The sequence below is a fragment of the Cryobacterium sp. HLT2-28 genome, assembly GCF_004402495.1.
GTDB classification, from domain to species: Bacteria; Actinomycetota; Actinomycetes; order Actinomycetales; family Microbacteriaceae; genus Cryobacterium; species Cryobacterium mannosilyticum.
Map to the genome: position 1 here is coordinate 395156 of NZ_SOFH01000023.1, position 26415 is coordinate 421570.

At 68.0% G+C, this 26415-nt stretch carries 23 protein-coding genes, 1 tRNA gene and 1 other RNA gene; 12 read left to right on the forward strand and 13 right to left on the reverse strand.

The features are described from left to right. The first annotated feature begins 8 nt into the window (after positions 1-8). Positions 9-788: an alpha/beta hydrolase gene (locus E3O48_RS13320; RefSeq protein ID WP_134539454.1), complete on the forward strand. Its 780-nt coding sequence runs from the start codon at positions 9-11 to the stop codon at positions 786-788. Positions 789-808: 20 nt separating this feature from the next. Next, positions 809-1165: a DUF1801 domain-containing protein gene (locus E3O48_RS13325; protein ID WP_134509625.1), complete on the forward strand. Its 357-nt coding sequence runs from the start codon at positions 809-811 to the stop codon at positions 1163-1165. 50 nt (positions 1166-1215) lie between these two features. Here E3O48_RS13325 and E3O48_RS13330 read toward each other — a convergent pair whose 3' ends face one another. Beyond that, positions 1216-2523 carry an HNH endonuclease signature motif containing protein gene (locus tag E3O48_RS13330; RefSeq protein WP_134539456.1) on the reverse strand — a complete coding sequence of 436 codons (1308 nt, stop codon included), beginning with the start codon at positions 2521-2523 and terminating at the stop codon, positions 1216-1218. Positions 2524-2727: 204 nt separating this feature from the next. Here E3O48_RS13330 and E3O48_RS13335 point away from each other — a divergent pair, with 204 nt between their 5' ends. Further along, on the forward strand, positions 2728-3171 hold the full coding sequence (locus E3O48_RS13335) for a flavodoxin domain-containing protein (protein WP_134509629.1): 444 nt from the start codon (positions 2728-2730) through the stop codon (positions 3169-3171). A 42-nt stretch (positions 3172-3213) separates the two neighbouring features. Here the strand turns inward: E3O48_RS13335 and mgtA are convergent, their stop codons facing one another. From mgtA to E3O48_RS13360, 5 genes are all read right to left on the reverse strand, one after another. Beyond that, on the reverse strand, positions 3214-5862 hold the full coding sequence (gene mgtA / locus E3O48_RS13340; protein ID WP_241982530.1) for a magnesium-translocating P-type ATPase: 2649 nt from the start codon (positions 5860-5862) through the stop codon (positions 3214-3216). A gap of 183 nt (positions 5863-6045) precedes the next feature. Continuing rightward, positions 6046-6939 (reverse strand): glycine betaine ABC transporter substrate-binding protein, encoded by an 894-nt coding sequence (locus tag E3O48_RS13345; RefSeq protein ID WP_134509633.1) that lies wholly within the window; start codon positions 6937-6939, stop codon positions 6046-6048. A gap of 103 nt (positions 6940-7042) precedes the next feature. Next, positions 7043-7972: a proline/glycine betaine ABC transporter permease gene (locus tag E3O48_RS13350; protein ID WP_134539460.1), complete on the reverse strand. Its 930-nt coding sequence runs from the start codon at positions 7970-7972 to the stop codon at positions 7043-7045. After that, positions 7969-9255, reverse strand: a complete 1287-nt coding sequence (locus E3O48_RS13355; RefSeq protein WP_241982531.1) for a glycine betaine/L-proline ABC transporter ATP-binding protein — start codon at positions 9253-9255, stop codon at positions 7969-7971. The genes E3O48_RS13350 and E3O48_RS13355 overlap by 4 nt, the downstream gene beginning before the upstream one ends. Positions 9256-9534: 279 nt before the next feature. Beyond that, positions 9535-10926: a cation:dicarboxylate symporter family transporter gene (locus E3O48_RS13360; RefSeq protein WP_134539462.1), complete on the reverse strand. Its 1392-nt coding sequence runs from the start codon at positions 10924-10926 to the stop codon at positions 9535-9537. A gap of 148 nt (positions 10927-11074) precedes the next feature. On the opposite strand from E3O48_RS13360, the gene E3O48_RS13365 reads away from it, so the two are divergent. Then, positions 11075-12739 (forward strand): sensor histidine kinase, encoded by a 1665-nt coding sequence (locus E3O48_RS13365; protein WP_134539464.1) that lies wholly within the window; start codon positions 11075-11077, stop codon positions 12737-12739. Next, positions 12732-13433 (forward strand): response regulator, encoded by a 702-nt coding sequence (locus E3O48_RS13370; RefSeq protein ID WP_134539466.1) that lies wholly within the window; start codon positions 12732-12734, stop codon positions 13431-13433. The genes E3O48_RS13365 and E3O48_RS13370 overlap by 8 nt, the downstream gene beginning before the upstream one ends. 41 nt (positions 13434-13474) lie before the next feature. Here the strand turns inward: E3O48_RS13370 and E3O48_RS13375 are convergent, their stop codons facing one another. Beyond that, positions 13475-13987, reverse strand: a complete 513-nt coding sequence (locus tag E3O48_RS13375; RefSeq protein WP_134539468.1) for a DinB family protein — start codon at positions 13985-13987, stop codon at positions 13475-13477. Positions 13988-14139: 152 nt separating this feature from the next. Here E3O48_RS13375 and E3O48_RS13380 point away from each other — a divergent pair, with 152 nt between their 5' ends. Further along, the gene (locus tag E3O48_RS13380) at positions 14140-14481 is read left to right on the forward strand and encodes an S-adenosylmethionine decarboxylase (protein ID WP_134509645.1); all 342 of its coding nucleotides are present in this window, start codon (positions 14140-14142) and stop codon (positions 14479-14481) included. After that, positions 14481-15290: a hypothetical protein gene (locus E3O48_RS13385; protein WP_134539470.1), complete on the forward strand. Its 810-nt coding sequence runs from the start codon at positions 14481-14483 to the stop codon at positions 15288-15290. The genes E3O48_RS13380 and E3O48_RS13385 overlap by 1 nt, the downstream gene beginning before the upstream one ends. Before the next feature lie 96 nt (positions 15291-15386). Here the strand turns inward: E3O48_RS13385 and E3O48_RS13390 are convergent. Further along, positions 15387-15462: transfer RNA gene (locus tag E3O48_RS13390), tRNA-Lys, on the reverse strand. Positions 15463-15578: 116 nt separating this feature from the next. Between E3O48_RS13390 and E3O48_RS13395 the strand changes: the two genes are divergently transcribed. The 4 genes from E3O48_RS13395 to E3O48_RS13410 all read left to right on the forward strand — a co-directional run bounded on the left by E3O48_RS13395 (position 15579) and on the right by E3O48_RS13410 (position 18678). After that, positions 15579-16409, forward strand: coding sequence for an inositol monophosphatase family protein (locus E3O48_RS13395; protein WP_134539472.1), 831 nt, complete (start codon positions 15579-15581; stop codon positions 16407-16409). Continuing rightward, the gene (locus E3O48_RS13400) at positions 16409-16906 is read left to right on the forward strand and encodes a hypothetical protein (protein ID WP_134539474.1); all 498 of its coding nucleotides are present in this window, start codon (positions 16409-16411) and stop codon (positions 16904-16906) included. Before E3O48_RS13395 ends, E3O48_RS13400 begins: the two co-directional genes overlap by 1 nt. Before the next feature lie 37 nt (positions 16907-16943). Then, a complete protein-coding gene (locus E3O48_RS13405) occupies positions 16944-17414 on the forward strand; it encodes an Rrf2 family transcriptional regulator (protein ID WP_134539476.1) in 471 nt (156 codons plus the stop codon). Positions 17415-17499: 85 nt separating this feature from the next. After that, on the forward strand, positions 17500-18678 hold the full coding sequence (locus E3O48_RS13410; protein WP_134509675.1) for a globin domain-containing protein: 1179 nt from the start codon (positions 17500-17502) through the stop codon (positions 18676-18678). 4 nt (positions 18679-18682) lie between these two features. Here the strand turns inward: E3O48_RS13410 and E3O48_RS13415 are convergent, their stop codons facing one another. Next, positions 18683-20407 carry a SulP family inorganic anion transporter gene (locus tag E3O48_RS13415; protein WP_134539478.1) on the reverse strand — a complete coding sequence of 575 codons (1725 nt, stop codon included), beginning with the start codon at positions 20405-20407 and terminating at the stop codon, positions 18683-18685. Between the two features lie 176 nt (positions 20408-20583). Between E3O48_RS13415 and E3O48_RS13420 the strand changes: the two genes are divergently transcribed. Further along, positions 20584-23070 carry a bifunctional YncE family protein/alkaline phosphatase family protein gene (locus E3O48_RS13420; protein WP_134539480.1) on the forward strand — a complete coding sequence of 829 codons (2487 nt, stop codon included), beginning with the start codon at positions 20584-20586 and terminating at the stop codon, positions 23068-23070. Positions 23071-23171: 101 nt separating this feature from the next. Here the strand turns inward: E3O48_RS13420 and ssrA are convergent. The 4 genes from ssrA to ftsE all read right to left on the reverse strand — a co-directional run bounded on the left by ssrA (position 23172) and on the right by ftsE (position 26362). Then, positions 23172-23546, reverse strand: a transfer-messenger RNA (tmRNA) gene (gene ssrA, locus E3O48_RS13425). Positions 23547-23711: 165 nt separating this feature from the next. Next, the gene (gene smpB, locus E3O48_RS13430) at positions 23712-24188 is read right to left on the reverse strand and encodes an SsrA-binding protein SmpB (RefSeq protein ID WP_134509681.1); all 477 of its coding nucleotides are present in this window, start codon (positions 24186-24188) and stop codon (positions 23712-23714) included. 81 nt (positions 24189-24269) lie between these two features. Next, the gene (gene ftsX, locus E3O48_RS13435) at positions 24270-25184 is read right to left on the reverse strand and encodes a permease-like cell division protein FtsX (protein WP_134539482.1); all 915 of its coding nucleotides are present in this window, start codon (positions 25182-25184) and stop codon (positions 24270-24272) included. After that, complete coding sequence (ftsE, locus tag E3O48_RS13440; protein ID WP_134539484.1) at positions 25181-26362, reverse strand: cell division ATP-binding protein FtsE; 1182 nt, start codon at positions 26360-26362, stop codon at positions 25181-25183. Before ftsE ends, ftsX begins: the two co-directional genes overlap by 4 nt. Positions 26363-26415 lie beyond the last annotated feature (53 nt).

A 26415-nucleotide genomic window follows, 5' to 3' on the forward strand; every position in this document is an offset into this window, starting at 1 on the left:
GAGGAACGATGTCCCAGACTGCGACCGCCGACTCCCGGCCGGGCCGGATCCTGCGCCGGGTGCGCCTGATCGGCTGGGCGGCCCTCGCCTCGTTCGTGCTCGCGATCGTCGTCTTCCTGGTCCGGGCCAACACGGTGCGCACCGTCGACCGGGGTGCCGCCGACAGGGTGTTCGGCAATCCTGCCGTCTCGGTGACCGATACCGCGAACGCGGTCGTGATCGCCCCGAAAACGGGCGCATCCGGTGTCGGTCTCGTCTTCGTCCCGGGTGCCCGGGTGGACCCGTATGCCTATCTCTACAAACTCGCGGGAACGGTGGAAGAGACCGGGCTGACAGTGGTCATCACCAAACCGGTGCTGAACCTCGCCATCCTCGACCTTCGGCCGCTCGACACGTTCACCACGGTCGCCCCCGGCGTCACGACCTGGCTGGTGGGCGGACACTCCCTCGGCGGAGTGCGGGCGTGCCTGTACGCCGACCAACCCCAGGTCGCCGGGCTGGTGCTCTTCGGAAGCTATTGCGCGGCCCCACTGGCCAGGGACGACCTGCCGGTACTGAGCCTCACGGGCAGCGCGGACGCCCTGAGCACCCCGGCGAAGATCGCCGACACCGCCGGGCTGCTCCCGGCGACCGCCAGATTCGTGGAGATCCCGGGGGCCAATCACGCCCGGTTCGGCGACTACGGAGTGGAGGTCGGGGACGGCATCGCGACCGCGTCGACGGATGCCGTGGCCGCCGCGATCACCCGGAACCTCACCGCGTTCCTGGCCGATTCGACCTCCCGCTAGCAGCAGACAGGAGCCCCACCATGCCTTCCCCCGCAACAGTCGACGAGTATCTGGAATCCCTCCCGGAGAACCTCGCCGCCATCGGCAGGACCCTGCGGGCGCAGTTCGACGAGGCGCTGCCGCGGGCGGACGGGCAGATGTGGCACGGCCACCCGGTCTGGCTCGCCGCGAAGACCCCGGTCGCCGGCTTCAAGGCGTATCCGGCCTACGTCACCCTGTTGCTGTGGCGAGGCCAGGACATCACGGACACCTCAGGCCGACTGGAGGCCGCCGGTTCCGGCCGGATGAGTTCGGTGAAACTCCGCAGCAGCGCCGATCTCGATCTCCCCCTCCAGGCCGAGTGGCTCCGCCAGGTGCGCGAGCTCGGCACCAGGTAACCAGGGCGGGAATGCCCTCCTTTTTCAGCAGGCCACCCGGCAAGGCCTGGTCAGAACGGCGGGTCGTCGGGGAGGTCCGACGCTGCGGCTGTCGGCGGTAAGGCTGTCGGCGGGCCCGCTTTCGGCGGCCCGGTGGGGAGGACGGTCGGCAGTATCGTGGCGGGTTCGGTGATGAACTCCCGCCCGGTCGGTGACGTCCAGGTGAGGATGCCGCCCGGTTGCTGGGCGACGCTCCACCGGGTCTGAGTTTTCAGCGCATGGTTGGGTCTGCACAAATGGGCGAGGTTGTCGTGCGCGGTCTCGCCGAGCAACCCCCAATCATGACTGTGATCAAGTTCGGCACCCCTTGCCGGCCGGTTGCAGCCCGGAAAACGGCAGGTCTCATCGCGCAGGCGCAGGAAGCGGCGCATCGCCTTGGGCGGCTTGTACCGGTCCCTCCCCACAGAGAGGATCACCCCGGTCTCGGGGTGGGTGAGCAACCGGGTGAAGCTCGGCGCCCGCGACGCCAGATCCCGCGCCGTCGCGGGGTCGATCGGCCCATACCCTTCCAAATACCCGGGTTCCTCACTGTGGCCGAGGAGCGTCAGCACCGGCACGGTCACCTGCACGGTGGCCTTGACCCCGGTGCCGACACCGGTCGGGGTGACCCCGTGGATCAACAGGTCACTGAGCACATCCGTGCGCACCTGGGTGAGCGTGCGCGTCTCGTCCGGCCCTTGCAGGCTGGCGGCGAGGTCGGTGGCCCGGGTGAAAATCGCCTGCACCAGCTCCGCCCCCGTCGTCAGGAACAACGTCGCCATCCCGTCGGCCCCGGCCTCCACGGACGAGGTGCGCTGCGCGATCGACTCGGCATGCCGCGCCGTGATCGTCTCCGGATGCAACCGTTCCCGCAGCAGCCGGGCCTTGTGCTTGAGCTTGGCCACCGTCAAATGCTCCGCCGAGGGCAACAGGGCCTGTTCGAACGCGGCCAAACCCTCGACCGGGATCGACCAGGACTGCTGGACGATCGTCTGCGCATGCCGGTAACTGATCACCCCGTCATGCAACGCCGCCCGGGTTGCGGGGAGGTCCTGGACCAGGGCCTTACTCTCCGCGAGCAGGGTCTCCGCGCTGCGCTCCGGGATCCGCAGCGTCACGGCCAGCTCGCTGGAGAGCTCCCGCTTCGCGATCTCCTCCCGGCTCCACAACGCTTGCGGTCCCCGCGGGATCTCCCCCGCGTGCGCCTCGCTGAACCGGCGGGTCTGATCGATCAACTCCGCCCGGAACGCGAAACACTGCGCGATCACCCGGTCCGCGACCGCGACCGCGTCAAAGAGCAGTCCGAGCTGCTGCTGGGTGGTGCTCACCAGGGTGGCCATACCCGCACACTACGACCAGCCACCGACATTCCCCGGCCCCCAACCGACCCCACACCGGGGTGTGGATAACCTGATCAAACACGCTTTGTGGAGGACCGGCCGGCGGTGATCTCGACAGCCACGGACCCCCTTGCCGCACCCATCCCGCGGGGCCACACTGGTCACACCAGCACCAACCCGAACCCGATCGCTGGAGGTACCACCATGAGCACACTCGTCGTTTACGACTCCAACTACGGCACCACGCGAATCGTGGCCGAGAAGATCGCCGCGGAACTCGGCGAGGGCACCGCTGTCGTCTCCGTTTCCGGCCTCACCCCCGAGCGCCTCACCGGCGTTGAACTCCTCGTCGTCGGCTGCCCCATCATCGGCTGGCGGCCGTCACCGCGGATGCAGGCCTTCCTCGCCCAACTCGGCGTCGGCATGTTGCACGGCGTGAGGGCTGCGGCATTCGACACCCGACTGCGCCTGTTCATCCACGGCGACGCCGCCGGAAAGATCTCCCACGCCCTGGAGCATGCCGGCGCCCACATCGTGGCCAAACCTCACGGCTTCATCGTGGAGGGGCGCGAAGGCCCCATGGCCACGGGCGAGCTCGACAAGGCCGCCGAATGGGCCGGCGCGATCATGCCCACCCTGCGGCGCTGAGCCACGGCCCGACCACCGCGTCCACGCTCAGACCTTCGGTCGCTATAAGCGGTGGCGCCGGGACCGACGAGGCCCAACGGCTCCGACGACCGCAACCGGTGCCGTGATGCTGAACCGCGCCGCCCGCCGGCCGATCTGGTGACTGGCCGGCCGCTGGCGCACGCCGGCCGGCCGCTGGGCCGCCCGAGAGAAGAACCAGGACTTGGCGACCTCCACCAGCACGAGGTAGAGCACCGTCATCCCGGCCAGTGCCAGGAAGAACGGCGCCGGCAGCGGCTCGAACCCGAGCAGGCCCGCGAGCGGCGAGAACGGAAGGAACACTCCGACCGCCACCACAGTGATGGCCGCCGCCGTCAGTCCGAGTGACGGTCTGCTGCGCAGGAACGGGACCCGCCGGGTCCTGATCGCGAAGATGATCAGCGTCTGGGTGGCCAGGGACTCGATGAACCATCCCGCCCGAAATTCCCCTGGCGCCGCCTGGAAAACCCCCAGCATGAGTGCGAACGTCGCGAAATCGAACAGGGAACTGATCGGACCGAACAACAACATGAACCGGCGGATGAACGCGATGTTCCAGTGGGCCGGTGCGAGCAGCTGTTCCTTGTCGACGTGGTCGCCGGGAATGGCCAGCTGACCCGCGTCGTACAGCAGGTTGTTCAGCAGAATCTGGCCGGGCAGCATGGGCAGGAAGCTGAGCGCCACGGACGCTGCCGCGGCACTGAACATATTGCCGAAATTGCTGGACGTGCCCATCAGCACGTACTTGATGGTGTTGGCGAAGATCCGCCGACCCTCCATGACCCCGTCGGCGAGCACCCCGAGGTCTTTGTCCAGAAGCACCACGTCTGCGGCGTCCTTGGCGACATCCGTGGCGCTGTCCACGGAGATCCCGATGTCGGCGTCGTGGAGGGCCAGCGCATCGTTCACCCCGTCCCCGAGGAAGCCCACGGCGCGCCCGTTCTCCCGGAGCAGCCTGATCACCCGGGCCTTCTGCTCGGGAGACACCCGGGCGAAAATGCTCGCCTCCGCGGCCGCTCTGCCGAGTTCGGAGTCGGACAGCCGGTCGATATCCGGGCCGGTGAGGGTGCCGCCTGAGACAAGTCCCAGGTCGGCGCACACCTTCTCGGCGACCCGGGCGTTGTCACCGGTTGCGATCTTCACCGTGATCCCCAGCCTGTCCAAGCGCTCCAGGGATTCACGCGCGTTCTCCTTCGGCCGGTCCAGGAACACCAGGAAGCCCTGGAGGACGAGATCCCGCTCGTCAGCCGGGGAGATGCCGGTCCGGCCGACGGCCTCCCGCGTGGCGACGGCGACGACCCGGGCGCCGGCATCGTACTGTTCGTCAAGCAGCGCCTGCGCCTCCGGGCGGATGCCTGTGCAGGCGCGCAGCACATCCTCCGGGGATCCCTTGGTCACCAGGAACGCCCGCCCGTCCGGCCCGGTCACCAGTGCGCTGGTCATCCGACGTTCGTGATCGAAGGGGATGACGTCGAGCCGGCGGTGCCCGGTGAGTTCGATCGCGGTGGCGCGCGGCGACTCCCAGAGCGCCGCGTCCAGCGGATTCTGCCCGAGCGTCGAGATCGGCCCGGCCGAGTAGTCCACCTCGGTGGCCAGCAGCCCGAGCCGGAGCAGGTCGTCGGCCGGGTCACCGGACCGGGCCGGCAGCGCCGCGGTGAACGCGATCCGGCCCTCAGTCAGCGTTCCGGTCTTGTCGGTCACGAGGACGTCCATGTCGCCGAGGTCCTCGATCGAGACCAGCCGTTTGACCAGCACCTTGCGTCGCGCCAACTGCCTGGTGCCGGTCGCGAGGCCGGTGCTCACCACGGCCGGGAGCAACTGCGGCGTGATCCCGACGGCGATCGCGAGGGAGAAGAGCAGGGATTCCAGCAGCGGGCGCTGCAGCAGCAGGTTGGCGATGAGGATCAGTGAGGTCAGCGCCAGTGCCACCTGCAGCAACAGCACCGAGAATCTTCTGAGCCCGACCTGGAACTCGGTCTGCGGCTGGCGTTCGCCCAGGCCGAGGGCGATCCGGCCGAATTCGGCTCGTCCCCCGGTGGCGACGACGACCCCGGTGCAGCTGCCGGACTGGATCACCGTGCCCATCAGGATGCAGGAGGTGAGGTCGGCCAGCGCTCCGCCCGCCGCGACCGGCGCCGGGTCTTTCGACACCGGGAGCGACTCGCCAGTGAGGATGCTCTCGTCGCAGAGCAGATCCTCGCAGGTGAGCAACCGGATGTCGGCGGGGACGATGGCCCCGAGCCCGAGGTGCACCACGTCACCGGGGACGATCTCCACGACGTCGATCTGGGCCGGGGCGCCGCCACGAAGAACGACGGCCCGGTGCGTGACGCGGCTGTGCAGCGCCTCGGCCGCAAGCTCTGCCCGGTACTCGTTGCTGAAGCCCAACCCGACACTGGCGAGGAGGATGACCCCGATCACGATGGAATTGGTGACGTCGCCGAGGAACAGGGAGAGACCGGCGGTGATGATGAGCAGGATCAGGATGGGGCTGCGCAGCTGCCGCCACAACACGGACCAGACGCCCGCCTTGTGGGTGCGCACCGCGTTTGGCCCGTTCGCGATCAGCCGGCCGGCCGCATCCGCCACGGTCAGCCCCGCGGACGACGACCCCAGGTCGTGCAGCACGTCCTCGGCCCGGCGGTTGGCCGCACCGGCCAGGGATTGCGTCACGACCGGGTCCGGCATTGGCAACGGCCTCCGCCGGTAGGGCGCCCTCGATGGCGCTACTGCAGAGACTAACCGAACCCGGACCCGCCCGGGATACACCGGGTGCGGCCGCAACCGAGTCGACAGCGGGCACGAGGAAGACCCCCGTCGATCTCGACGGGGGTCTTCGGGTGGGACGGGCCGACGCTACTTGCTGGTCAGCGAGTCGACGTAGTCCTGGTGCTCGGAAATCCACTTCGCGACCACGGGGCCGTAGTCGCTGCCATCGTACTTGACGAACATGGCGTCCTCGAGCGACTGCAGCTGGTCGAGGTCCATCTTGTAGCCCGCGAGCCAGCCGGCGGCCTTCGGGAAGTCCTTCTTGAAGTCGGACCTGGCGTAGGTGTGCAGGCTCTCGGTTGCCGCCAGGGCACCCTCAGGGTCTTCGAGCGTCTTGATCGGCAGGGCGCTGTAGGCCCAGTGCGGCTGCCACAGGGTGACGACGATGTTCTCGCCGGCCTTGGTTGCCGCGGTCAGCTCGGTGAGCATGGCAGCCGTCGACGAGGTGACGAAGTCCATCTTCTTCAGGTCGTAGGCGGGGATGACCTTCTCGGTCGTCGCCGCGGTCAGTCCGGCGCCCGGCTCGATGCCCACGATCCGGTTGTCGAACTTGTCGGCGTTCGCGGCCAGGTCGGCGAGGGAGTCGATCGGGGCGTCGGCGTTCACCGCGATGGTGAGCTTCGCCTTGTCGTTCCATGCGCCGAGGTCGACGATGTCGTCGCCGTACTCCTTGAGGTAGGAGGCGTGGGTGTCGGGCAGCCAGACGTCGAGGGTGGCGTCGTAGTCGCCGGTGGAGAGGCCGGAGAACACGGGAGCCACATCCGCTTCCTCAAGCTTGACGTTGTAACCCTTCTCGTCGAGGATCGCCTTCCACAGTTCGGAGGCGGCGACGCCCTCATCCCAGCCGTTGAACACGGCGATGGTCATGTCCTTCTTATCCTTGTTGCCGTGGCCGACACTCGAGTCCGCGGCCGTGCACCCGGTGAGGGCGAGGAGCCCGACGGCGCCGATGGCGATCATGGTTTTCGAACGGTTCTTCATGTGGTTTCCTTACCTTGTCGCCGCTTGGGGCGACCGAGTTCATGCTGGACGTGCACGGCATGGCCGCGCTGAACGGATGCGACAGCATCCGGGAAAAGCTGGGTCAGACCGCGACCGGCTCGTGTGTGCGGGCAGGTACATCGTCGGCGGCGGCGACGACCGCCCGAGGGCGACGCCGGAGGGAGCCGAAGAACCGGCCGAGCGGCGTGCCGCCCGTGCCGAGCGCGGCCGTCAACCGGTCGAGGTAGATCGCGAGGATCACCACGGCCAGGCCCGCTTCGAAGCCGAGCGCGACGTCGATCCGGTTCAGGCTGGCGACGACCTCGGCGCCGAGACCGCCGGCACCGACCATTCCGGAGATGACGACCATCGACAGGGACAGCATGATGACCTGGTTGATGCCGGCCATGATCGTCGGCATGGCCAGGGGAAGCTGGATCTGCCGCAGGATGCGCCACGGCGATGCACCGAAGGCCTGGCCGGCCTCGACGACCTCGTGGTCGACGCCGCGGATACCGAGCTCGGTGAGCCGAACTCCGGGTGCCATCGCGAAGATGATGGTCGCGACGATGCCGGGGACGACGCCGACCCGGAACAGGATGAGCGCGGGAATCAGATAGACGAAGGCCGGCATGGTCTGCATGAAGTCGAGGATCGGCTTGATGATGCGCGAGGCGACCTTCGACTTCGCCGCCAGGATTCCCAGCGGCACGCTGAAGACGATGGCAAGGAGGCTCGCAACGAGCACCAGCGCCAGGGTGTCCATGGCGTTCTCCCACTGGTCGACGCCGAGGATGACGACCAGGCCGGCCACCGTGCCGAGGGTGAACTTCCAGCCTCTGGTGAAGTAGGCCAGCGCCGCGGCGACAACGATGATCACCCAGAACGGCGGGGAGACCAGGAGCACGTCGACAAGTTCGAACGCACCCTTGAACACGGCACGGATGAAGTCGAAGAGGAACCCGAACGTTTCGGTGATGTAGTCGATGAAACCCTCGACGATGGTGCCCAGGGGAAGTCGGAAGTCGTTCACAGTTCGGCTCCTTCCAGAGCGGTTTCGCGCAGCGTTTCGGTGATCACCTTGGTGGAGATGGTGGCCGGAGGCTCGATCACGGGCAGCTCACCCGTGGTGGTGCTGACGTTGCCGAGGGCGGCCAGCAGGGTCACCCGGGGGATCACGCCGAGGAGCCGGTTCTTCGCATCGACCACAGCGATCGCCAGGTCGCTGCCGACCGAGGGTTCGACCAGGTCGACCAGGGGGGTGTCCGGGGTGACCGAGGTGGCGTCACCGCGGATGATGGAGCGCAGGTCGGTCTCGCCGGCCTTGACCTGGCGCAGAACATCGCGGTCACGAACGACCCCGGCGAAGCTGCGGTCCCGGTTGAGCACGAACGTCGCGGAGGTCTGCAGGTCCCGCATGGTGCGGAGAGCTGCGCGGGGGCCGGCCGTGATCGTCACGACACTGCGGACCGGCTCCATGACACTCGCCGCGGTGAGCACCCGGGCGCGGTCGACGTCCTGCACGAACTGGGCGACGTAGTCGTTTGCGGGGTCGGTCAGGATTTCCTCGGGTGTGCCGATCTGCACGATGCGCCCGTCGCGCATCACCGCGATCCGGTCGCCGAGGAACATCGCCTCATTGAGGTCGTGGGTGATGAAGATGATGGTCTTGCCGAGCTCGGCCTGCAGTTCGATCAGCTGTTCCTGCATTTCGCGGCGGATCAGCGGGTCGAGTGCGGAGAACGCCTCGTCCATCAGGAGCACGTCGGTGTCGGCGGCGAGCGCACGGCCGAGGCCGACGCGCTGCTGCATGCCACCGGAGAGTTCGGAGGGCAGGCTGTCGGCCCAGCCGTCGAGGCCGACCAGACGGATGATGGTGCTCGCGCGCTCCAGGCGCTCGGCCCGGGCGACGCCCTGCACCTCGAGGCCGTAGGCGACGTTGTCGATCACGGTGCGGTGCGGCAGCAGCGCGAAGTGCTGGAACACCATGGAGACGTTGTTGCGGCGCACATCACGCAGCTGCTTGGCCGGGATCCCGGTGATGGACTGCCCGGCGACCGTCACGGTGCCGGAGGTCGCGTCGAGCAGCCCGTTGAGCATGCGGATGAGGGTGGATTTGCCCGAACCGGACAGTCCCATCACGACGAAGATCTCTCCGCGTCGCACCTCGAAGGAGGCGTCGATGACGGCGGCGGTGCCCAGGGAGGCCACCTCGTCGCGGGTGGCCCCGCCGGTCAGTTTCTTGACCATTTCGTGCGGGCGGCGCCCGAACGCTTTGTACAGTCGATCGGCCTTGACGGCAATAGTTTCGGTCACGGATTCTCCGATGCACGACGGCGTGGCCGTTCTCACGGTCGACGATCGGGTGCACGCTTTGTCGAACGGGTGGGCCGTGACCGGCCCGGCACCATTCCGGCGGGGGCTGGGGCGACCATGGGGCCGACTCCATCAGAGCCTCACCGTACGCCCACGGCCGACAAGGCTGGCGGCTTCGTGTTCGCGTTCTGGTGAAGGGTCGTTAGACCAAGGATCACTCTAACACAATCCCCCTTTTCGGGGGTGGTCGGCCCCTTTTCGCGGACGCCCTGCTCCCGGTCAGCGGGCCGCGGTCGAGGCTCCGGCGAGCTCCGGCGTTTCTGCCTCGTCGGGGCGTTCGACCGGGGAGACCGGGGCGCCGTGGTGCGCGATCATGGTCGTCTCGTCGAACGGGTCCTGGCGGTCGAGCACCCGGTCGACCTGGGCGCGGTCGATCTCCCTGGTCCACGATCCGATCAGCACGGTGGCCACCGCGTTTCCGGTGAAGTTGGTCAGCGCGCGGGCCTCGGACATGAACCGGTCGATGCCCACGATGAAGCCGACCCCGTCGAGCAGCTGCGGGGCGTGGGCCTGCAGTCCCGCGGCGAGGGTGGCCAGACCCGCGCCGGAGACGCCGGCCGCCCCTTTGGACGCGATGATCATGAAGACGAGCAGCCCGATCTGCTCCCCCAGTTGCAGCGGCTGGTCCATCGCGGTGGCGATGAACAGCGACGCCATGGTCAGGTAGATGGCCGTGCCGTCGAGGTTGAAGGAGTAGCCGGTGGGGACGGTGACGCCGACGACGGGCTTGGACACCCCCAGGTGCTCCATCTTGGCGATCAGTCGGGGCAGGGCTGCCTCGGAGGAGGAGGTGGAGAAGATGAGCAGGTACTCCCGGCCGAGGTAGCGCATCAGCTTGAAGATGTTGACGCCCGTGACGATCTTGAGCAGCCCGCCGAGGATGACCACGATGAACAGGGCGCAGGTCAGGTAGAACGCGCCCATCAGGGTGAAGAGGCTGATCACAGCCTGGATGCCGGTGGAGCCGACGACCGCCGCGATCGCGCCGAAGGCGCCGATCGGCGCGAGCCACATCACCATGATCAGGATGCGGAAGACCAGCGCCTGCACGTGGGCGATGCCCTCGAGGATCGGCTTGCCGGCCTTGCCCATCTTCTGCAGAGCGAAACCGGCGATCAGGGCCACGAGGAGGGTCTGCAGGATGTTGCCGGCGGTGAGCGCGGAGAACAGCGTCGTCGGGATGATCCCGAGCAGGAAGCCCTGCGAGTCGGCGGCCACCGGCGCCACATAGTCGGCCGGTTTGAGGTTGAGGCCGGCGCCGGGCTGGATCAGGTTGCCGACCACCAGGCCGATGGCCAGGGCGAAGGTGGACATGACGAGGAAGTAGCCGAGCGCCAGCCCGCCGATCTTGCCGACCGTGGCGGCCTTGGCGATCGACCCGATGCCGAGGATGATCGTGCAGAAGATGATCGGCGAGATCATCATCTTGATCAGGGCGATGAAGACATCGCCGAGCGGCTTGAGGGACACGGCGAAGCCGTCCGGGCCGCCGAAGACCAGCCCGACGATGACGCCGAGGACGACGGCGATGATGACCGCCAGGTAGAGGTAGTGGGACTTGTCGATCCGTTTCGCCGGCTTGCCGGCGCGAGATACTCGCGGTGATGCCATGAAAGACTCCTTTGTCTAGTGTCTAGGCTTGATGTGGACGCGTGGCGCCGACGACAATCCGTGGTGCGTTTCAGACTGGTCGACGAGGCGGCGTCCGTCACCGTTGCGGTCATACTGTTCACGATGCGAGAGCCGGGAGGCGGATGCGATGGGTCCCGGTTGGAGCATCGCCCGGCGCCTGTTCGTGGCGCACGCCCTGTTCATCGTGGTGGCGGCCTTGTTCGTCGGGGCCTGGTCGTTCGTCGACGCCCGAGACCGCGGCTATGCGGAGACTGAGCAGCGGATGTTGTCCGTCGCCACCGCCATCGCCGAGAACCCGCTCGTGCTCGAGGCCAGCCGTTCCGCCGACCCCAGCGGCCTCCTGCAGCCGTACGCCCTTCGGGTCACCCGCGACGGCGGCCTCGACTTCATCACGATCATGGCGCCGGACCGCACCAGGTGGACGCACCCCACGGCATCCGAGATCGGCCGGCCCTACATCGGCACGATCGGCACAGCGCTGGCGGGCACCGCATTCACCGAGGTGACGACCGGCACGCTCGGGCCGTCGGTTCGCGCCGTCGTGCCGGTCGTCGACGACCAGGGCGTCGTGCGCGCCCTGGTGGCAGCCGGCGTCAAGACGAGCAACCTGTCGATCGCCCTCAGCGCCAGGCTTCCGGCCGTGCTCGGCCTGGCCCTGGCCCTGCTGTCGGCCGGGTCGGTGGCCACCTGGCTGCTCGGGCGCTACCTGCGCCGGGTCACCCTGGGCTGGGGTCCTGAGCAGCTCGCGCAGCTCTTCGTGTACTACGACTCGGTGCTGCATTCCGTGCGCGAAGGCCTGGTCCTGGTCGACCTCACCGGCGAGCTCGTGCTCTACAACGACCAGGCCGCCCGGTTGCTCGGCATCCCGGCCCGGCCGCCGGGGCAGGCGATCTCCCCCGGCAGCCCGACCCTCGCCCAGCTCGAGCTTCCGGCCGGCCTCGGCGAACTCCTCGGGAGCGGCCGGAGCGCCGTCGACGAGATCCACCTGACCGACACCCGAGTGCTCGTGGTCAGCCAGCAGCCGGCGCTTTCACCCTCGGCGGGCATCCGCCATCGCTCCACTCCAATGGGGTGGGTCGCGACGATCCGCGACCACACCGAACTGCAGTCGCTGGGCACCGAACTGGCCTCGATGCGCACCCTGTCGGACGCCCTCCGCGCGCAGACCCACGAGCACGCCAACCGGCTGCACACCATCGTGTCCCTGATGGAACTGGGCCGCGTGCCGGAAGCGCTCGACTTCGCCACGAAGGACCTCGAGGTGAGCCAGCGGCTCACCGACGAGATGATCGACTCTGTTGACGAACCCGTGCTCAGCGCACTGCTGATGGGGAAGTTCGCCCAGGCGGCCGAGCTGGGCGTCAGGCTCACCGTGGACGCCTCGGGCACCCTCGCCGACTCCGGCCTCTCCGCCCAGGACCTGGTGACGGTCGTCGGCAACCTGATCGACAACGCCCTCGACGCCGCGGCGGGGGGCGAATCGCCGCGCGAGGTCCACCTGGCGGTCAGCAGCGCCGGCGGCGACGTCGTCCTCGAGGTATCGGACAGCGGACCGGGAGTGGATCCCGATGCCGTCGCGGATATCCTCCGCCACGGCTACAGCACGAAGGAACCGGGCCTGCACGGGCGCGGCCTGGGCCTGGCCCTGGTACGCCAGGCCGTCAATCGCCTCGGCGGAACCCTCACCATCGAACGGCGCGGCGGCGCGGTGTTCACCGTCACACTCCCCGGTGCGGCAACCCCGGCCGACCGGCCGGCCACCCTCGCGACGCAGGCGACCTCTCGTGCCTGACACCGACATCCGGGTGCTCGTGGTCGAGGACGAGGCCATCGCCGCCGAGGCGCACACCGCCTACCTGGGCCGGCTGACCGGGTTCGTGCACGCCGGGACCGCCACCGACGGCCACACCGCCCTGCGCCTCCTGTCGGCCGCGGCCTCCCTCGGCCAGCCGATCGACCTTGTCCTGATGGATATGACCCTGCCCGACCTGCACGGCCTGGACGTGAGCCGGCGGATGCGTTCGGCCGGGCTGGTGACCGACATCATCGCGATCACGGCCGTGCGCGACCTGCAGGTCGTGCGCGGCGCCGTCGCCGCGGGCATCGTGCAGTACCTGATCAAGCCGTTCACCTATGCCACCTTCGCGCAGAAGCTGGCGCAGTACCGCGATTTCCGGCTCCAGCTCGGCACCCCGTCCGCGCTCACCTCGCAGACCGACGTCGACCAGGCCTTCGCGAGCCTCCGCACGCCCAGCGAACTGCCCCGGCCCAAGGGATTGGCCGAGGGCACCCTGGCCGCCGTGGTCGACTTCGTGAAGACGCGCAGCCGGCCGATCTCGTCCAGCGAGGTCATGGACGAACTCGGGATGTCCCGGGTGACGGCCAGGCGCTACCTCGAGTACCTGGCCGAGTCTGGTTCCGTGTTGCGCAGCCCGCGGTACGGCACTCCCGGTCGGCCCGAGAACGAGTACTCCTGGCGGCGGTAGCCCGGCCCGTGATCTGGCGCATGGCGTTCGGCCGGGACTGCTCAGCATCCCGCGCGCTCCGCCATGCCTCGCACATAGGCGGCCTGGCCGACGTGCTGCAGATCGTCGGCGATCACGCTCACCAGCCGCACGCCCAGGGTGACCGGCGGGGTCCACCGGGTGTCCACGATCCGGGCGAAGTCGGCCTCGGCCAGCGTGCCGAGATAGGCGAGCGTCCGGGCGTGCACGGCGTCATGGTAGCCGGCCAGGAGTGCGGAGCCCGGGCGAACCGCGGCCACCTCGTCGGGGCTCTGGCCGTACCCCGTGGCCGCCGGGTCGAAGGGCAGGGCGAATCGTTCCGCCCAACCCTCGCCGGTCCACACCTGCTCGCCGCCCCTCAGGTCGGCGAGGTGGTCGTCCTGCACCCGGGTGAGGTGCCAGATCAGCCAGGCGACGGTGTTCGCATCCGGGTCGGGCCGGAAGGTGAGGAACTCGCTGCCGGCATCGCGCAGCACCGAATGCACGGCAGCGTTCACCCGCCCGAAGGCGTCCGTCACCAGCTCGATCGACAGCATCCGCGCTCCTTCGACTCGTAGGGCACAGGCTAGTCCCGCCGCTCCCGCGCGCACTCGGAAAAAATAGGGTATTTCAAATGATATTCTCAGCTTGTGCGGCGTTTGAAGACCCAGTGTCTCGCTGCCGGAACAGGTTCTTGGGGGCTGTCTGAATGATTGATCTCGCACCGTCGATCTACCGTCAACGACTGGTGATCGAGGCGTACCCGCCGGAAGCGATCAGCGCCGAACAGATCACCCGGTATCTTGCCGGACTCGCTCCCGTCCTGGACATGACCGCCCTGATCGAACCGGTGACGCACCGCAGCGACGCGTTCGGCTGGGCTGGCTGGACGCACTGGGAAACCTCGGGGGCGCACTTCTACGCCTGGGAGCAGCCCGTTCTCTTCTACAGCGTGGACATCTACACCTGCAAGGCCTTCGATCCGCTCACTGCGGTCGAATACACGAAGGACTTCTTCGGCAGCGACGACGCCGTCTACAAGGAGTTTTGATGACGGATCGGCGCGTTGTTGCGGAGACCGCCGAGTTCACTGCCAGCTACGACCTGTCCCCGGACGACGTCGGGGCGCTCACAGTGGAGCTCCTGGCCTCCCTCGCGGGGGCCTGGCCGGAGAAATACCGCTATGTCGGAATCGAAATTGCCGGTGAGAGCCCGTTCTCCAACATCGCCCGCCATATCGAACGAGTCGTGTTCGAGGCGTCCTTCGGCAATGATGCCGCCCAGATGACGGCCGAATACGGCCCGTACGAGGCAGGCAGCGTCTTCTTCGTCTCGATCGACCGCTCCACCGGGATGCCGAGCGGCGCGCTCCGGATCATCGGCGATTCCCCGCGGGGCTTCAAGACCCTCAACGACGCCCGATCCGCGCCGTTTCACATCCTGCCGGAGGATGTGGCGGAGCAGCACGCCATCGACGACCGGGGCACCCTCTGGGACGTCGGGACGGTCGCCGTCCTGCCGGGGCACCGCAGCGGCGCGGGCGCCGTCAGCGTGCAGCTCTATCGCGCGATGTACCTCTCCGCGCTGCAGCACGGCATCGACCATCTCGTGTCGATCATCGACGCAGTGCCGTTGCGGAAACTGGTCGACTATCTGGGCATCCCGTTCGTTCCGCTCGCAGGCTCGGCGCCCGGACCATATCTGGGGTCTCCGATGAGCCAGGCCGTGTACTGTCATGTCCCCGACTTCCAGCCCCGGACGCGACGTCATCGGTGGACGGTGCGGGGATTCCTCGCTCGGAAGGCCCTCTCCCGCCTGGCCAGGGGCAGCGACGACGACGCGCTCAGCCTGATTTCCTGACCAATCCCGGTTCATCCGCTTCCGCAGCAGGTGCGACCGCGCGCCGGGCATGAAAAAAGGGCCGGCTTCCTGTTTGCACAGGAATCCGGCCCTCCATGGTGCACCCCCCCGGACTTGAACCGGGAACCCACTGATTAAGAGTCAGTTGCTCTGCCAATTGAGCTAGAGGTGCGTATTTCCGACCCGGGCTGACCCGAACCGACTCTAGAGACTAACATCCCGGACGGCTCCGATGCGAATCGAGACGCAAACCCGCGAGCCGCTCCCGCAATTACTATTCTTGGACGTGTGACCGAGCCCCGAACGTTTTCCCTGGACGACGACCTTGCCCTCGCGACCCACCTCGCCGACGTGGCCGACGCCATCTCCCGGGAGCGGTTCACCGCCCTGGACCTGGTCGTCACCGAGAAGCCGGACCGCACTCCCGTGACGGATGCCGACCAGGCCGTGGAACGCGCCATCCGTGCCGCACTGGCCGAGCACCGTCCGACCGACGGTATTCTCGGCGAGGAATACGGCGCCGAAGGCACAACCGAACGGCAATGGATCATCGACCCCATCGACGGCACCGCCGGCTTCCTCCGTGGAATCCCGATCTGGGGCACCCTCATTTCCCTGGCCGTGGACGGGGTTCCCGTCGTCGGAATGGTCAGCGCGCCGGCGCTCGGCAAGCGGTGGTGGGCGCGCACGGGCGGCGGGGCCTGGATGACCGACGAGCGCACGCCCGGCGCGGCCCCCACCAGGCTGCACGTCTCCGGCGTGACGACCCTGGACCACGCCTCGCTGAGCTACAACAGTATCCAGCAGTGGGACCAGGCCGGGGAGCTTGACGCCCTCGTCCGCCTCTCCCGGCAGGTCTGGCGCACGCGCGCCTACGGCGACATGTGGTCCTACATGCTGCTGGCCGAGGGACTCCTCGACATCGCGGGCGAATTCGATCTCAAACCATACGACATGGCGGCCCTCGTCCCCATCGTGCAGGAGGCCGGCGGCCGATTCACCTCCGTCGACGGCAGGGACGGCCCCTGGCACGGCAGTGCCCTGGCCACGAACGGTCTGCTGCACGAGGCGACGCTGAGCACCCTCGGTCTCGTCGAACCCGCAACCCTCATCCCCTAGTGCCGGCCGGCAGGCATCGCCCGGCGGCGGCCCGGATCGGAGCGCTGATCGGCGCCGCCCTCACCCTCACCGGCTGCAGCGCGGTCGCGGACCTGTTGCCGGCGGCGCCCCCGAGTGCGACAACCACCACCCAGCGGGCCGTCACACGCATCGCACCGCGTTTGGCGGTCGCCGATTGCCTGGACGACCTCGACGCCGCCTCCCCCGCCGGATTTCCGATCGTCCCGTGCGGCGCCCCGCACGGCTACGAGGTCTACGCGATCATTCCCGTCCCGGGTGACGACTTCCCCGGTGACGACGCGGTCACGGCCGCGGCGGAGTCGGGCTGCGCCACTTCGTTCGATGCCTTCGCGGGAATCGCCTACCGCGGTTCGACTCTCGACTTCGCTTACCTCACGCCGACGGATGCGACCTGGGCCGACGACCACGTCGTGACCTGCGTGATCTACGACCCGGCCGGCGCGGTGGCCGGCACTCTGACGGATGCCGCCCGCTGAGTGACCGGGACTCCCGAGGGAACCGTACTCTGGGAACATGAGGATCAATGCCTTCACTGATGTGTGCCTGCGGGTGGCCATGCTCCTGGCCGCAGCGCCGGACGGCGTACTGCTCACCTCACGCGTCATCGCCGACGGCGTCGACACCCCGTACAACCATGTCAGCAAGGCGATCATCCGGCTGCGGGAGCTGCAGGTCGTCGACGTGGTTCGGGGCCGGTTCGGCGGGGTGCGCATCAGCCCAACGGGCCGAGAGACCACTGTCGGCGCTCTCATGCGCCGACTGGACACCCGTGCCGACGTGGCAGACTGCGAGACCCCTCACGGGGACTGCCCGCTCAGCGGCGGCTGCGGCCTCCGCGCAGCCCTGCGGCGGGCGCGGGAGGCCTTCTACTCCGAACTGGACGACACGACGATCTCCAGCCTCGTCCCTCGTCGAGGGTCAGGACCCGTCGCCCTGACTTTGAGCACAATGATCGGCAACGCGCCGGAGGACCGGGCGCGTTGAGCATCCGTTTGAACCCGAAAGCCGCAAATTGGCATTTCAGATGCTAGTTTGAGAGGCATCCCCTCACCCCTCTCAAGGAGCCGGCATGCTGTCACCCCAGTCCCTTCCCCTGATCACCGCGACGCTGCCGATCGTCGGTGAACGCATGCCCGGTATCGCCGAGAACTTCTATGGCCGCATGCTCACCGCCCACCCCGAACTCTTCGACGGCCTCTTCAGCCGCTCCAACCAGAAGAGCGGAACCCAGCAGCAGGCCCTGGCGGGCAGTATCGCCGTCTTCGCCACCTACCTGGTCACGAACCCGGACACCACCCCGGAGGCGATGCTCTCCCGGATCGCCCACAAACACGTCTCCCTCGACATCCGCCCCGAGCAGTACGACCTCGTCTACCGGTACCTCTTCGAGGCCATCGCCGAGGAGCTCAGCGACGTGATCACCGCCGAGATCGCCGCGGCCTGGACCGAGGTCTACTGGCTGATGGCGCACGCCCTGATCAAGCTGGAGAAGGGTCTCTATGCCGGCGCGGCCAGCGACAAGCCGCTCGCCCCCTGGGTCGTGACTGGGAAGGTGGCGGCCGGCACCGATGCGATCACGTTCACCCTCGAACCCGCCGACGACACCCCGGTCACGCCGAGCCTGCCCGGGCAGTACGTCAGCGTCACCGTGCGGATGCCCGACGGCATCCGCCAGGTGCGCCAGTATTCCCTCTCCGCGGGGACAGCGACGACTCGGGTCTTCACGACCAAGCTGGACGCCGACGGCGAGGTCTCCCCCGCGCTGCACCGCGACGTACAGGTCGGCGACACCCTGATCCTCTCCAACCCGTGCGGCGACATCACTTTGGCCGACGGCGACACCCCGCTCGTCCTGGCCTCGGCCGGCATCGGCTGCACCCCGAGCGCCTCCATTCTGCGGTCGCTCGTGGACAGTGCATCCAAGCGCGAGGTGCTGGTCCTGCACGCGGAGAGCTCCCTGGAGAGCTGGGCGCTGCGCGACCAGATGCGTGAGGACGTCGCCCTTCTCGAGACGGCCGAGCTGGAACTGTGGCTGGAAACCCCGAGCCTCGATACCCCGAACGACGGCACCCACGACGGCTTCATGTCCCTGAGGAATGTGGCGATCCCCGAGAACGCGTCGGTCTACCTGTGCGGCCCGCTGCCGTTCATGCGCAGTCTCCGGGCCCAGGCGCTGGAGTCCGGCGTTCCGGCCGAACGCATCCACTACGAGATCTTCGGCCCCGACCTCTGGCTCGCGAGCGTCTGACCCGTCAGGCCTTGCCCTCCCACTGAGTGCCGTCGAGGTCGCCGCGCAGGGTGCCGGTGGCCTCGTCGACGGCCGCACCGACAGTGTCGGCGAACCGCTCAGGCGGGAACCTCCCGTTCAGCCCGTAGTCGCGCAGGTGGTCCTTCACCGGCCCCTTCATCTCGGCGAAGATGAGGGTGATCCCGCGGGAGGCGAGGAAGTCGTCGAGTTCGAGCAACTCGTCGACGGCGGTTGTGTCGATGTCGGTGATCGGCTCGGCCGCGAGGATGACAGTGCGCACCCCGTTGCCGGCCGCGGTCACCGTCGCCCGCACGTAGTCGTCGAAGATCCCTCCATTGGCGAAGAAGAGGGGCGCGTCGAAGCGCACGATCACGATGCCGGGCAGCCGCTCACCGTCGGGGTGCCTGGACAGGTCGTGGTAGCCGCGAAGACCGCGAACGCGGCCGAGTTCGGCCCGGTATGGCCGCCAGGCATGGCTGACGAAGGCTCCCAGCGACAGCACGATCGCCACGGCGATGCCCTCGATCACCCCGACCACCAGCACGCCCAGGAACGCGGCGAGCGAAAGCGCCGCATCGACCTTGTTCATCCGGACCAGCGCGACCAGACCCCTGACATCGATCAGCCCCGCTGCAGCGACCATGACCACGGCGGCGATGGTCGCCGCCGGCAGGTACCCGGTCAGGCCGGGCGCGAGCAGCATGAACGCCAGGATGAGCACGGCCCCGACCACACCGGTCAACTGGGTGCGTGACCCTGCCTTCTCCGCCACGGGCGTGCGCGACGACGACGCCGAAATGGGGAAGCCGCCGAGCAGGCCGGCTGCGATGTTCGACGCCCCGATCGCCGCCATCTCCTGACTGCCGTCGACGTTCTCCCCCCGGCGGGCCGCGAACGTGCGCGACAGCACAGCGGTGTCGGCGAAGGCGATGAGCGCGATCCCCAGGGCCGGGGCGATCAACGCGGCGACATCCGCCCAGTCCAGTCCGCCGAGCGCAGGCGCCGGGAGTCCCTTCGGCAGCGCCCCGACCACGCGCACGACATCCTGGAACCCGAAGAGAACGGTGAGGACCGTGGCGAGCACCACAGCGACCAGCACCCCGGGGATGCGGGTCCGGCCCCGGGAGAACACCACGATCAGGCCCAGCGAACCGAGCCCGAACAGCAGGGCAATCGGGTTGATCCGGCCACCAACGATGGCGGACACGATGGCGACGGCGTCGCCGGCGGGCGACGCCGACTCGATCGAGAAGCCGAGGAACGCCGGCAGCTGGGAGACGATGACCAGCAGGGCCAGGGCGTTGAGGTAACCGACCCGGATCGGCTTCGAGAGCAGGTCGGTCACGAATCCGAGGCGCAGGACCCCGCCGAGCAGCAGCACCAACCCGACCATGATCGCGAGAAGCCCGGCCAGGGCGACGGCTCGCCCGTCATCGCCGAGGGAGAGCGGCAGGATCGCGGCCGCGATGATCGGGGCCAGCGCCGAATCCGGGCCGAGGACCAGCACCCGGGACGGCCCGAATACGGCGTAGGCAGCCAACGGGATGATCGTGGCATACAGGCCGGTGGCCGGCGGGAGTCCCGCAACCTCCGCGTAGCCGATACCCACCGGGATGAGCAGAGCGGTCAGGACCGCGCCCGCACGGAGATCCGGAAACAGCCACGCGCGCCGGTAACCCAGCGCCGTATCGATCCCGGGCACCCATCTCCGCAGCCACTTCGCAGCCATGCAGCTCCTCTCACGGCCCATTGTGGCGCATCGGCGTGCTTCCCTCACCGACCGCTGGGGAATTGGGTGCCGACCTGCGACATTTCCGGCCCCGGCTCGCGAACGTCGTCTGACGTTCATCCGGAGTCTCGACGAACGGCGTCGGGGCGACTTGCCGCGTTCCTACCGTGGGCACCATGAGAATAAAGACATCCACCGGGCTGGTCGCCCTCATCGTGCTCGGCCTCGTCGGCGGGATTGCCGCGGCCGCGATCGTCCCCACCGTAGCCGGGCCACAGGCGGACGGAACGGCCGTCACGCCCGTGGGCCAGCGGGTCACGCCGACGGGTCGCCAGACCAGTCTGGGCGATCTCCCCCTGAACTCCGCTCTCTCCCCGGACGGGAAGACACTGCTCGTGACCAACAACGGGCAGGGCACGCAATCCCTGCAGGTGGTGGATGTGGCCGCTGGCACGGTCACGCAGACCATTCCGTATTCCTCCCCCGAGTCCCTCTACATGGGGCTCGCCTGGAGCCACGACGGCACGAAGGCCTTCGCGAGTGCCGCAGCCAACTCCAAGATCCGCACCTACTCGTATGCCGGAGGCGTCCTCACGGAGGGCGCCTCCCTTCCGCTGCCCACCACCGCGCCCGACGGCACCGCCCTCAATCTCTTCCCGGCCGGCCTGGCGCTGACCCCCGACGGCACACACCTGGTCGTCGCCGACCAGCTCGCCGACGCGGTCTCCGTGGTCGATCTCGGCTCCGGCGCCGTCACGACGACCCCGGTCGGCCACCGTCCGCTCTGGGTGACGCTGGCCGCGGACGGACTCACCGCTTATGTGACCAACCAGGGTGCCGCAACCGTGTCGGTGGTCACCCTTGCCGGCGGCGTACCGGCCACAACGGGCACCCTCGCGACCGGGCTGCACCCGAACAAGTCGGTACTGGCCCCGGATGCCGCCCACCTCTATGTCTCCGACGGGGACGCCGACACAGTCTCCGTCATCGACCTCGCCGCCGGCACCACGTCTTCGATCAGCGTGGCGCCCACGGCGGACTCACCGATCGGGTCGAATCCCACCGGGCTGGCCCTCAACGCCGACGGATCGAAGCTCTTCGTGAGCAACTCGGGCAACAACGACGTGGCGGTCGTCGACCTCGGCACGCGGACCGTGGACGGGGTCGTTCCCGTGGGCTGGTATCCCACTTCCCTCTCCTTCGCCGACGGCCGGCTGCACACCACCAACGCCAAGGGCCTGGGCGCCGGACCCAACGACGGTTCCGGACATCCTGACCCCGAGTCGAGTGCGGCGACGGCGGAGAACCAGTACAGCGGCTCGATGATCACCGGCACGCTGAGCAGTTTCGAGGTTCCCGCCGCCGCGGACCTCAAGCGGGCGACCCGGCAGGTCGCCAGCAACAACCGGTCCGCGGAGGCGGAGGGGGAGGTGATCCCCCGCAAGCCCGGCCAGGACAGCCCGATCAAGCATGTGATCTACGTCGTCAAGGAGAACCGCACCTACGACCAGGTGCTCGGAAGCATCGGCAGGGGCAACGGGGACCCGTCCTTGAATCTCTTCGGCGACGAATCGGCTCCGAACGTTCGCGCGCTGTCGAAGCAGTTCACCACCATTGACAATTTCTATGCGGATGCGGAGGTCAGCGCGAACGGCTGGAACTGGGTCGCGTCGGCGAACTCGAACCCCTACGCCGAGCAGATGTGGCCGGCCAACTACTCCGGCCGGAAGGCCCCGTACCCCAGCGAGAACGCCGACCCCGAGATCGCGGCGCAGGAACCCGATAACACGTATGTCTGGCAGCGCCTCGCCCAGGCCGGTGTCAGCTTCCGCAACTACGGCTTCTTCGTCGGCCTGGCCGGAGGGCAGGCCAAAGCTCAGGACCCGGTGCTCGACGCCCAGACCGACCATGACTACCGGGGCTATGACCTCTCCTGCCCTGATTCCGCGGGCACCTTCGCACCGCTGAAGGCGGACTGCGGGTCACCCCGGATCGACGAGTGGTCCAGGGACTTCGCCGCCAACGTCGCCGCAGGCACCGTGCCGACGGTGCAGTTCGTTCGACTCCCCAACGACCACACCCAGGCCACCCGGGCGGGCAAACCGACCCCGAAGGCCTACGTGGCCGACAACGACTTCGCCCTCGGCCAGCTGGTCGACACAGTGTCGCACTCCCGGATCTGGGGGGACACCGCCATCTTCGTCACCGAGGACGACGCCCAGAACGGCCCGGACCACGTCGACGCCCACCGCACCGTGGCACTGGCGATCAGCCCGTACACCCAGACCGGGAAGGTGGATTCCACCTTCTACAGCACCGCCTCGATGGTCCACACCGTCGGACTGCTCGCGGGCATCCAGCCGATGACCCAATTCGACGCGTTCGCGACGCCGATGAGCGCGTCGTTCACCTCGACCGCCGACAACAACCCGTATTCGGCGATCAGGCCGAGCTACGACATGACCACGGTCAACGGTGCGAACGCTCCGCTGGCCGGAGCGGTCGAAGGGCAGAACACGGATACCGAGGACAAGATCGACGAGCAGCTGTACAACCGGGCCATCTGGAAATCGGTGCGCGGAGCCGGTTCGGAAATGCCGGCGCCGAAGCACGACATCATCGGCTCCGGTGCGGCAGCCGGAACGGACGACGACGACAACTGACCGACGACGAGAAAGGCCCGGATCCCTGGGGATCCGGGCCTTTCTCGTCGACCCTCGAGTCGACGTCCTCGGAAGAGGCAACAGCGTGAGATAGCGACCGATGGTGGAGATGCGGGGAATTGAACCCCGGTCCACTGCTGTGGTCATATGCCTTCTACGGGTGTATCCAGTGAAATCGTTCTACTCGGCTCCGGAATTTGACACTGTCATCTACTCCGACGAGCCCAGCCCTCGTTCAAGTCCCCCTACACCCCGCGGCTCAGAGTAGGAGCAAGCTCTCTCAATGACGTCAGGATCCGGGTAGAGAGCATTCCCGGTCTGGCGGACTTCTTAGTGCGCTCGCTTAGGCAGCGAGGGCGAAGTCAGTGCGGTTTGAATTGGCACTTATTGTTTTGCAGAGATCGTTTACGAGATAACCCTGCATCCTCGACCCGCTTCTCATAATTGCGCAGGCAATGTCGAAACCGATCATCCCCATACGCACTCAGTGCCGTCGCACGGCATGGCCGTCGCGGCAATCGAGTGGGTCACTATCACACGCTGTTGAGTTTCCAAGGCCGCGCGAGACGTTCCGGAGAACACCCCGTGCAGCCTTTAACTCTACAACAGAAACACTCCCCCGTCGAGACCCGGGGCGTGCCCTAGTCGCCCAGGTTCTTCCTCGCCGAGATTGCCCGGTCGGACTCGCGCTTGTCCTGGCGTTCCCGCAGGGTCTGCCGCTTGTCGTATTCCTTCTTACCCTTGGCAACCGCGATCTCCACCTTGGCGTTGCCGTTGCTGAAGTAGATCCGGAGCGGCACGAGGGTGTAGCCACCCTCTTTGGTCTTGTGGCTGATCTTGATGATCTCCTGCTTGTGCAGGAGAAGCTTGCGCTTGCGCCGCGGCGGGTGGTTGGTCCAGGTGCCCGCCTTGTATTCCTGGATGTGCACGGCATCCAGCCAGACCTCGCCGGACTCGATGAACGCGTAGCCGTCGACGAGGGAGGCGCGACCGGCCCGGAGCGACTTGACCTCGGTGCCGCTGAGCACCATCCCGGCCTCGTAGGTCTCCTCGATGAGGTAGTCGTGGCGTGCCTTGCGATTGGTCGACACGACCTTCTCGCCTTGTTCCCTGGGCACGGCATACTCCTCAGCAATGGTGGGTGCGGCAGCCCGGTGGCAGCCAGCCCACCAGTCTAGCCTGTGGGTGACGCTACCGGGTCACACCTTGAGATAGCGGGTGATCGCGAAGTTCGCCGAGAAGGCCGCCAGCACCGCGCCGACCACGAGCAGGATGGGCACCACGACGAGGGCGTCCTGCATCCCGACCAGCGAGAACCCCTTGAGCCTCGCGCCGAGGTAGCCCTGGACGAACCAATTCACGAGGGCCACGATCGCCCCGCCGGCCAACAGGGAGCCGAGCAACGCCGCGAAGACACCCTCGAGGATGAACGGGGTTTGGATGAACCGGTTCGACGCCCCGACGAGCCGCATGATCCCCAGTTCCCTGCGTCTCGAGAACGCGGAGAGCCGGATCGTGGTGGCGATCAGCAGCGCGGCCGCCACCAGCATCAGCGCCGCGATTCCGATGGCCGTGTAACTGGCCACGTTGAGCACCGAGAAGATCTGATCGAGGTACTTGCGCTGGTCTGCGACGTTCTCGACCCCCGGGATGCCGGACAGGCTCTCCACAAGCACGTCGGATTGCGACGGGTCCTTCAGGTTGACCCAGAACGTCTGGTTGAGCTGATCGGGCGTCACATAATCGGCCACCGGGTTGCCGGCGAACTGCTTCTTGAAGTTCTCGAAGGCCTGGTCGTGCGTTTCGAAGTAGTACTTGTCGATGAACGGCGCGAGCGTGGGCGACACGAGCTGGGCCTTGACCGCATCGATCTGCTCTGCCGACGCCTCGCCGGCGGTGCACGTCTCGCCCGGGGAGATGGCGGTGCACATGTAGATCCCGACCTGGGCGCGGTCGTACCAGAAGTTCTTCATCTGGCCGATCTGCATCTGCATCAGGATGGCGGCGCCGACGAAGGTCAGGGAGATGAAGGTCACGAGCACGACCGACACCACCATGGAGGCGTTGCGGCGCAGGCCGTTGGCGGCCTCGGAGAGCACAAGTCCGAGTCTCATCGGGTGGGCCCCACATTCTGTTCGCCGGACTGGTCCGTTTTCTCGCCGGGCGCGCGCAGGCCGAGTTTCTCGGCGAGCGTCAGCTGCTCGGGCACGTCGTGCTGGGTGACCGGCAGCGCCGGCCGTGCCATCGGGCGGCCCGGGTCGGTGGGCGGAGCCGGTTCCGGCTCCGGTTCGACATGCGGAAGGGGCATGCCCGTGTCGGCGGCGATGGCGGCGGCCTGTGCGCGCCCCGCCCTGGTCGGCGCGGGTTCATGCCGCACTGCGGGTGCGGGTGCGGGTGCGGGCGCGGGCGCGGCGACGGGTTCGGGGGCCGGCGGGAAGGTGAGCGGCTCGGAAGGCGTCGGCGCGAACACCGAGGCGAGCCGTGGCGGCACGGCGGGGGCCTGGGCGGCGGGAATGGGGGCCTCGGGGGTCCGGGCCGCAGGGGTCTGGGCCGCAGGGACGCTCGCGCGCCGGTGGGTTCCGGCGCCCGCGGTGATGGTCGGGATCGCCGCGGTGGCGTAGCCGCCCTGGCGTTCGTCGCGCACGATCTTGCCGCTGGCGAGTTCGATCACGCGGCGCTGCATCTGGTCGACGATGCCGGCCTCATGGGTCGCCATGATCACGGTCGTGCCACCGGCGTTGATCCGTTCGAGCAGGGCCATGATCCCGGCGCTCGTGGTGGGGTCGAGGTTTCCGGTGGGCTCGTCGGCGAGCAGCACCTGCGGCTTGTTCACGATCGCCCGGGCGATGGCCACGCGCTGCTGCTCACCGCCGGAGAGTTCATGCGGGAACCGCTGGGCCTTCTCGGCCAGGCCCACCATCTTCAGGGTGTCCGGGACTGCTTCCTGAATGAACCCCCGGGACTTGCCGATCACCTGGAGGCTGAACGCGACGTTGTCGAAGACCGTCTTGTTCGGCAGCAGGCGGAAGTCCTGGAAGACGACGCCGAGATTGCGCCGAAAATACGGCACCTTGCGGTTGGAGATCGACCGGAGGTCCTGGCCGAGCACGTGGATGCTGCCGCTGGTCGGTCGGTCTTCCTTCAGGACCAGGCGCAGGCAGGTCGACTTGCCCGAGCCGGACGCACCGACGAGGAAGACGAACTCGCCGCGCAGCACTTCGACGTCGATATCGTCCAAAGCGGGTCGGTTCGTTCCCGGATACTTCTTGGTGATGTGGTCAAAACGGATCATGGCCCCTTGAGCCTAAGCAGGCATCCGGGTTTTTCCTACTGCGACATACCGAA

Coding starts and splice junctions, on each gene's coding strand:
- E3O48_RS13320 (WP_134539454.1), top strand. CDS start 9: ATGTCCCAGACTGCGACCGCCGACTCCCGGCCGGGCCGGATCCTGCGC.
- E3O48_RS13325 (WP_134509625.1), top strand. CDS start 809: ATGCCTTCCCCCGCAACAGTCGACGAGTATCTGGAATCCCTCCCGGAG.
- E3O48_RS13330 (WP_134539456.1), bottom strand. CDS start 2,523: ATGGCCACCCTGGTGAGCACCACCCAGCAGCAGCTCGGACTGCTCTTT.
- E3O48_RS13335 (WP_134509629.1), top strand. CDS start 2,728: ATGAGCACACTCGTCGTTTACGACTCCAACTACGGCACCACGCGAATC.
- E3O48_RS13345 (WP_134509633.1), bottom strand. CDS start 6,939: ATGAAGAACCGTTCGAAAACCATGATCGCCATCGGCGCCGTCGGGCTC.
- E3O48_RS13360 (WP_134539462.1), bottom strand. CDS start 10,926: ATGGCATCACCGCGAGTATCTCGCGCCGGCAAGCCGGCGAAACGGATC.
- E3O48_RS13365 (WP_134539464.1), top strand. CDS start 11,075: ATGGGTCCCGGTTGGAGCATCGCCCGGCGCCTGTTCGTGGCGCACGCC.
- E3O48_RS13375 (WP_134539468.1), bottom strand. CDS start 13,987: ATGCTGTCGATCGAGCTGGTGACGGACGCCTTCGGGCGGGTGAACGCT.
- E3O48_RS13380 (WP_134509645.1), top strand. CDS start 14,140: ATGATTGATCTCGCACCGTCGATCTACCGTCAACGACTGGTGATCGAG.
- E3O48_RS13385 (WP_134539470.1), top strand. CDS start 14,481: ATGACGGATCGGCGCGTTGTTGCGGAGACCGCCGAGTTCACTGCCAGC.
- E3O48_RS13405 (WP_134539476.1), top strand. CDS start 16,944: ATGAGGATCAATGCCTTCACTGATGTGTGCCTGCGGGTGGCCATGCTC.
- E3O48_RS13410 (WP_134509675.1), top strand. CDS start 17,500: ATGCTGTCACCCCAGTCCCTTCCCCTGATCACCGCGACGCTGCCGATC.
- E3O48_RS13415 (WP_134539478.1), bottom strand. CDS start 20,407: ATGGCTGCGAAGTGGCTGCGGAGATGGGTGCCCGGGATCGATACGGCG.
- E3O48_RS13420 (WP_134539480.1), top strand. CDS start 20,584: ATGAGAATAAAGACATCCACCGGGCTGGTCGCCCTCATCGTGCTCGGC.
- ftsX (WP_134539482.1), bottom strand. CDS start 25,184: ATGAGACTCGGACTTGTGCTCTCCGAGGCCGCCAACGGCCTGCGCCGC.
- ftsE (WP_134539484.1), bottom strand. CDS start 26,362: ATGATCCGTTTTGACCACATCACCAAGAAGTATCCGGGAACGAACCGA.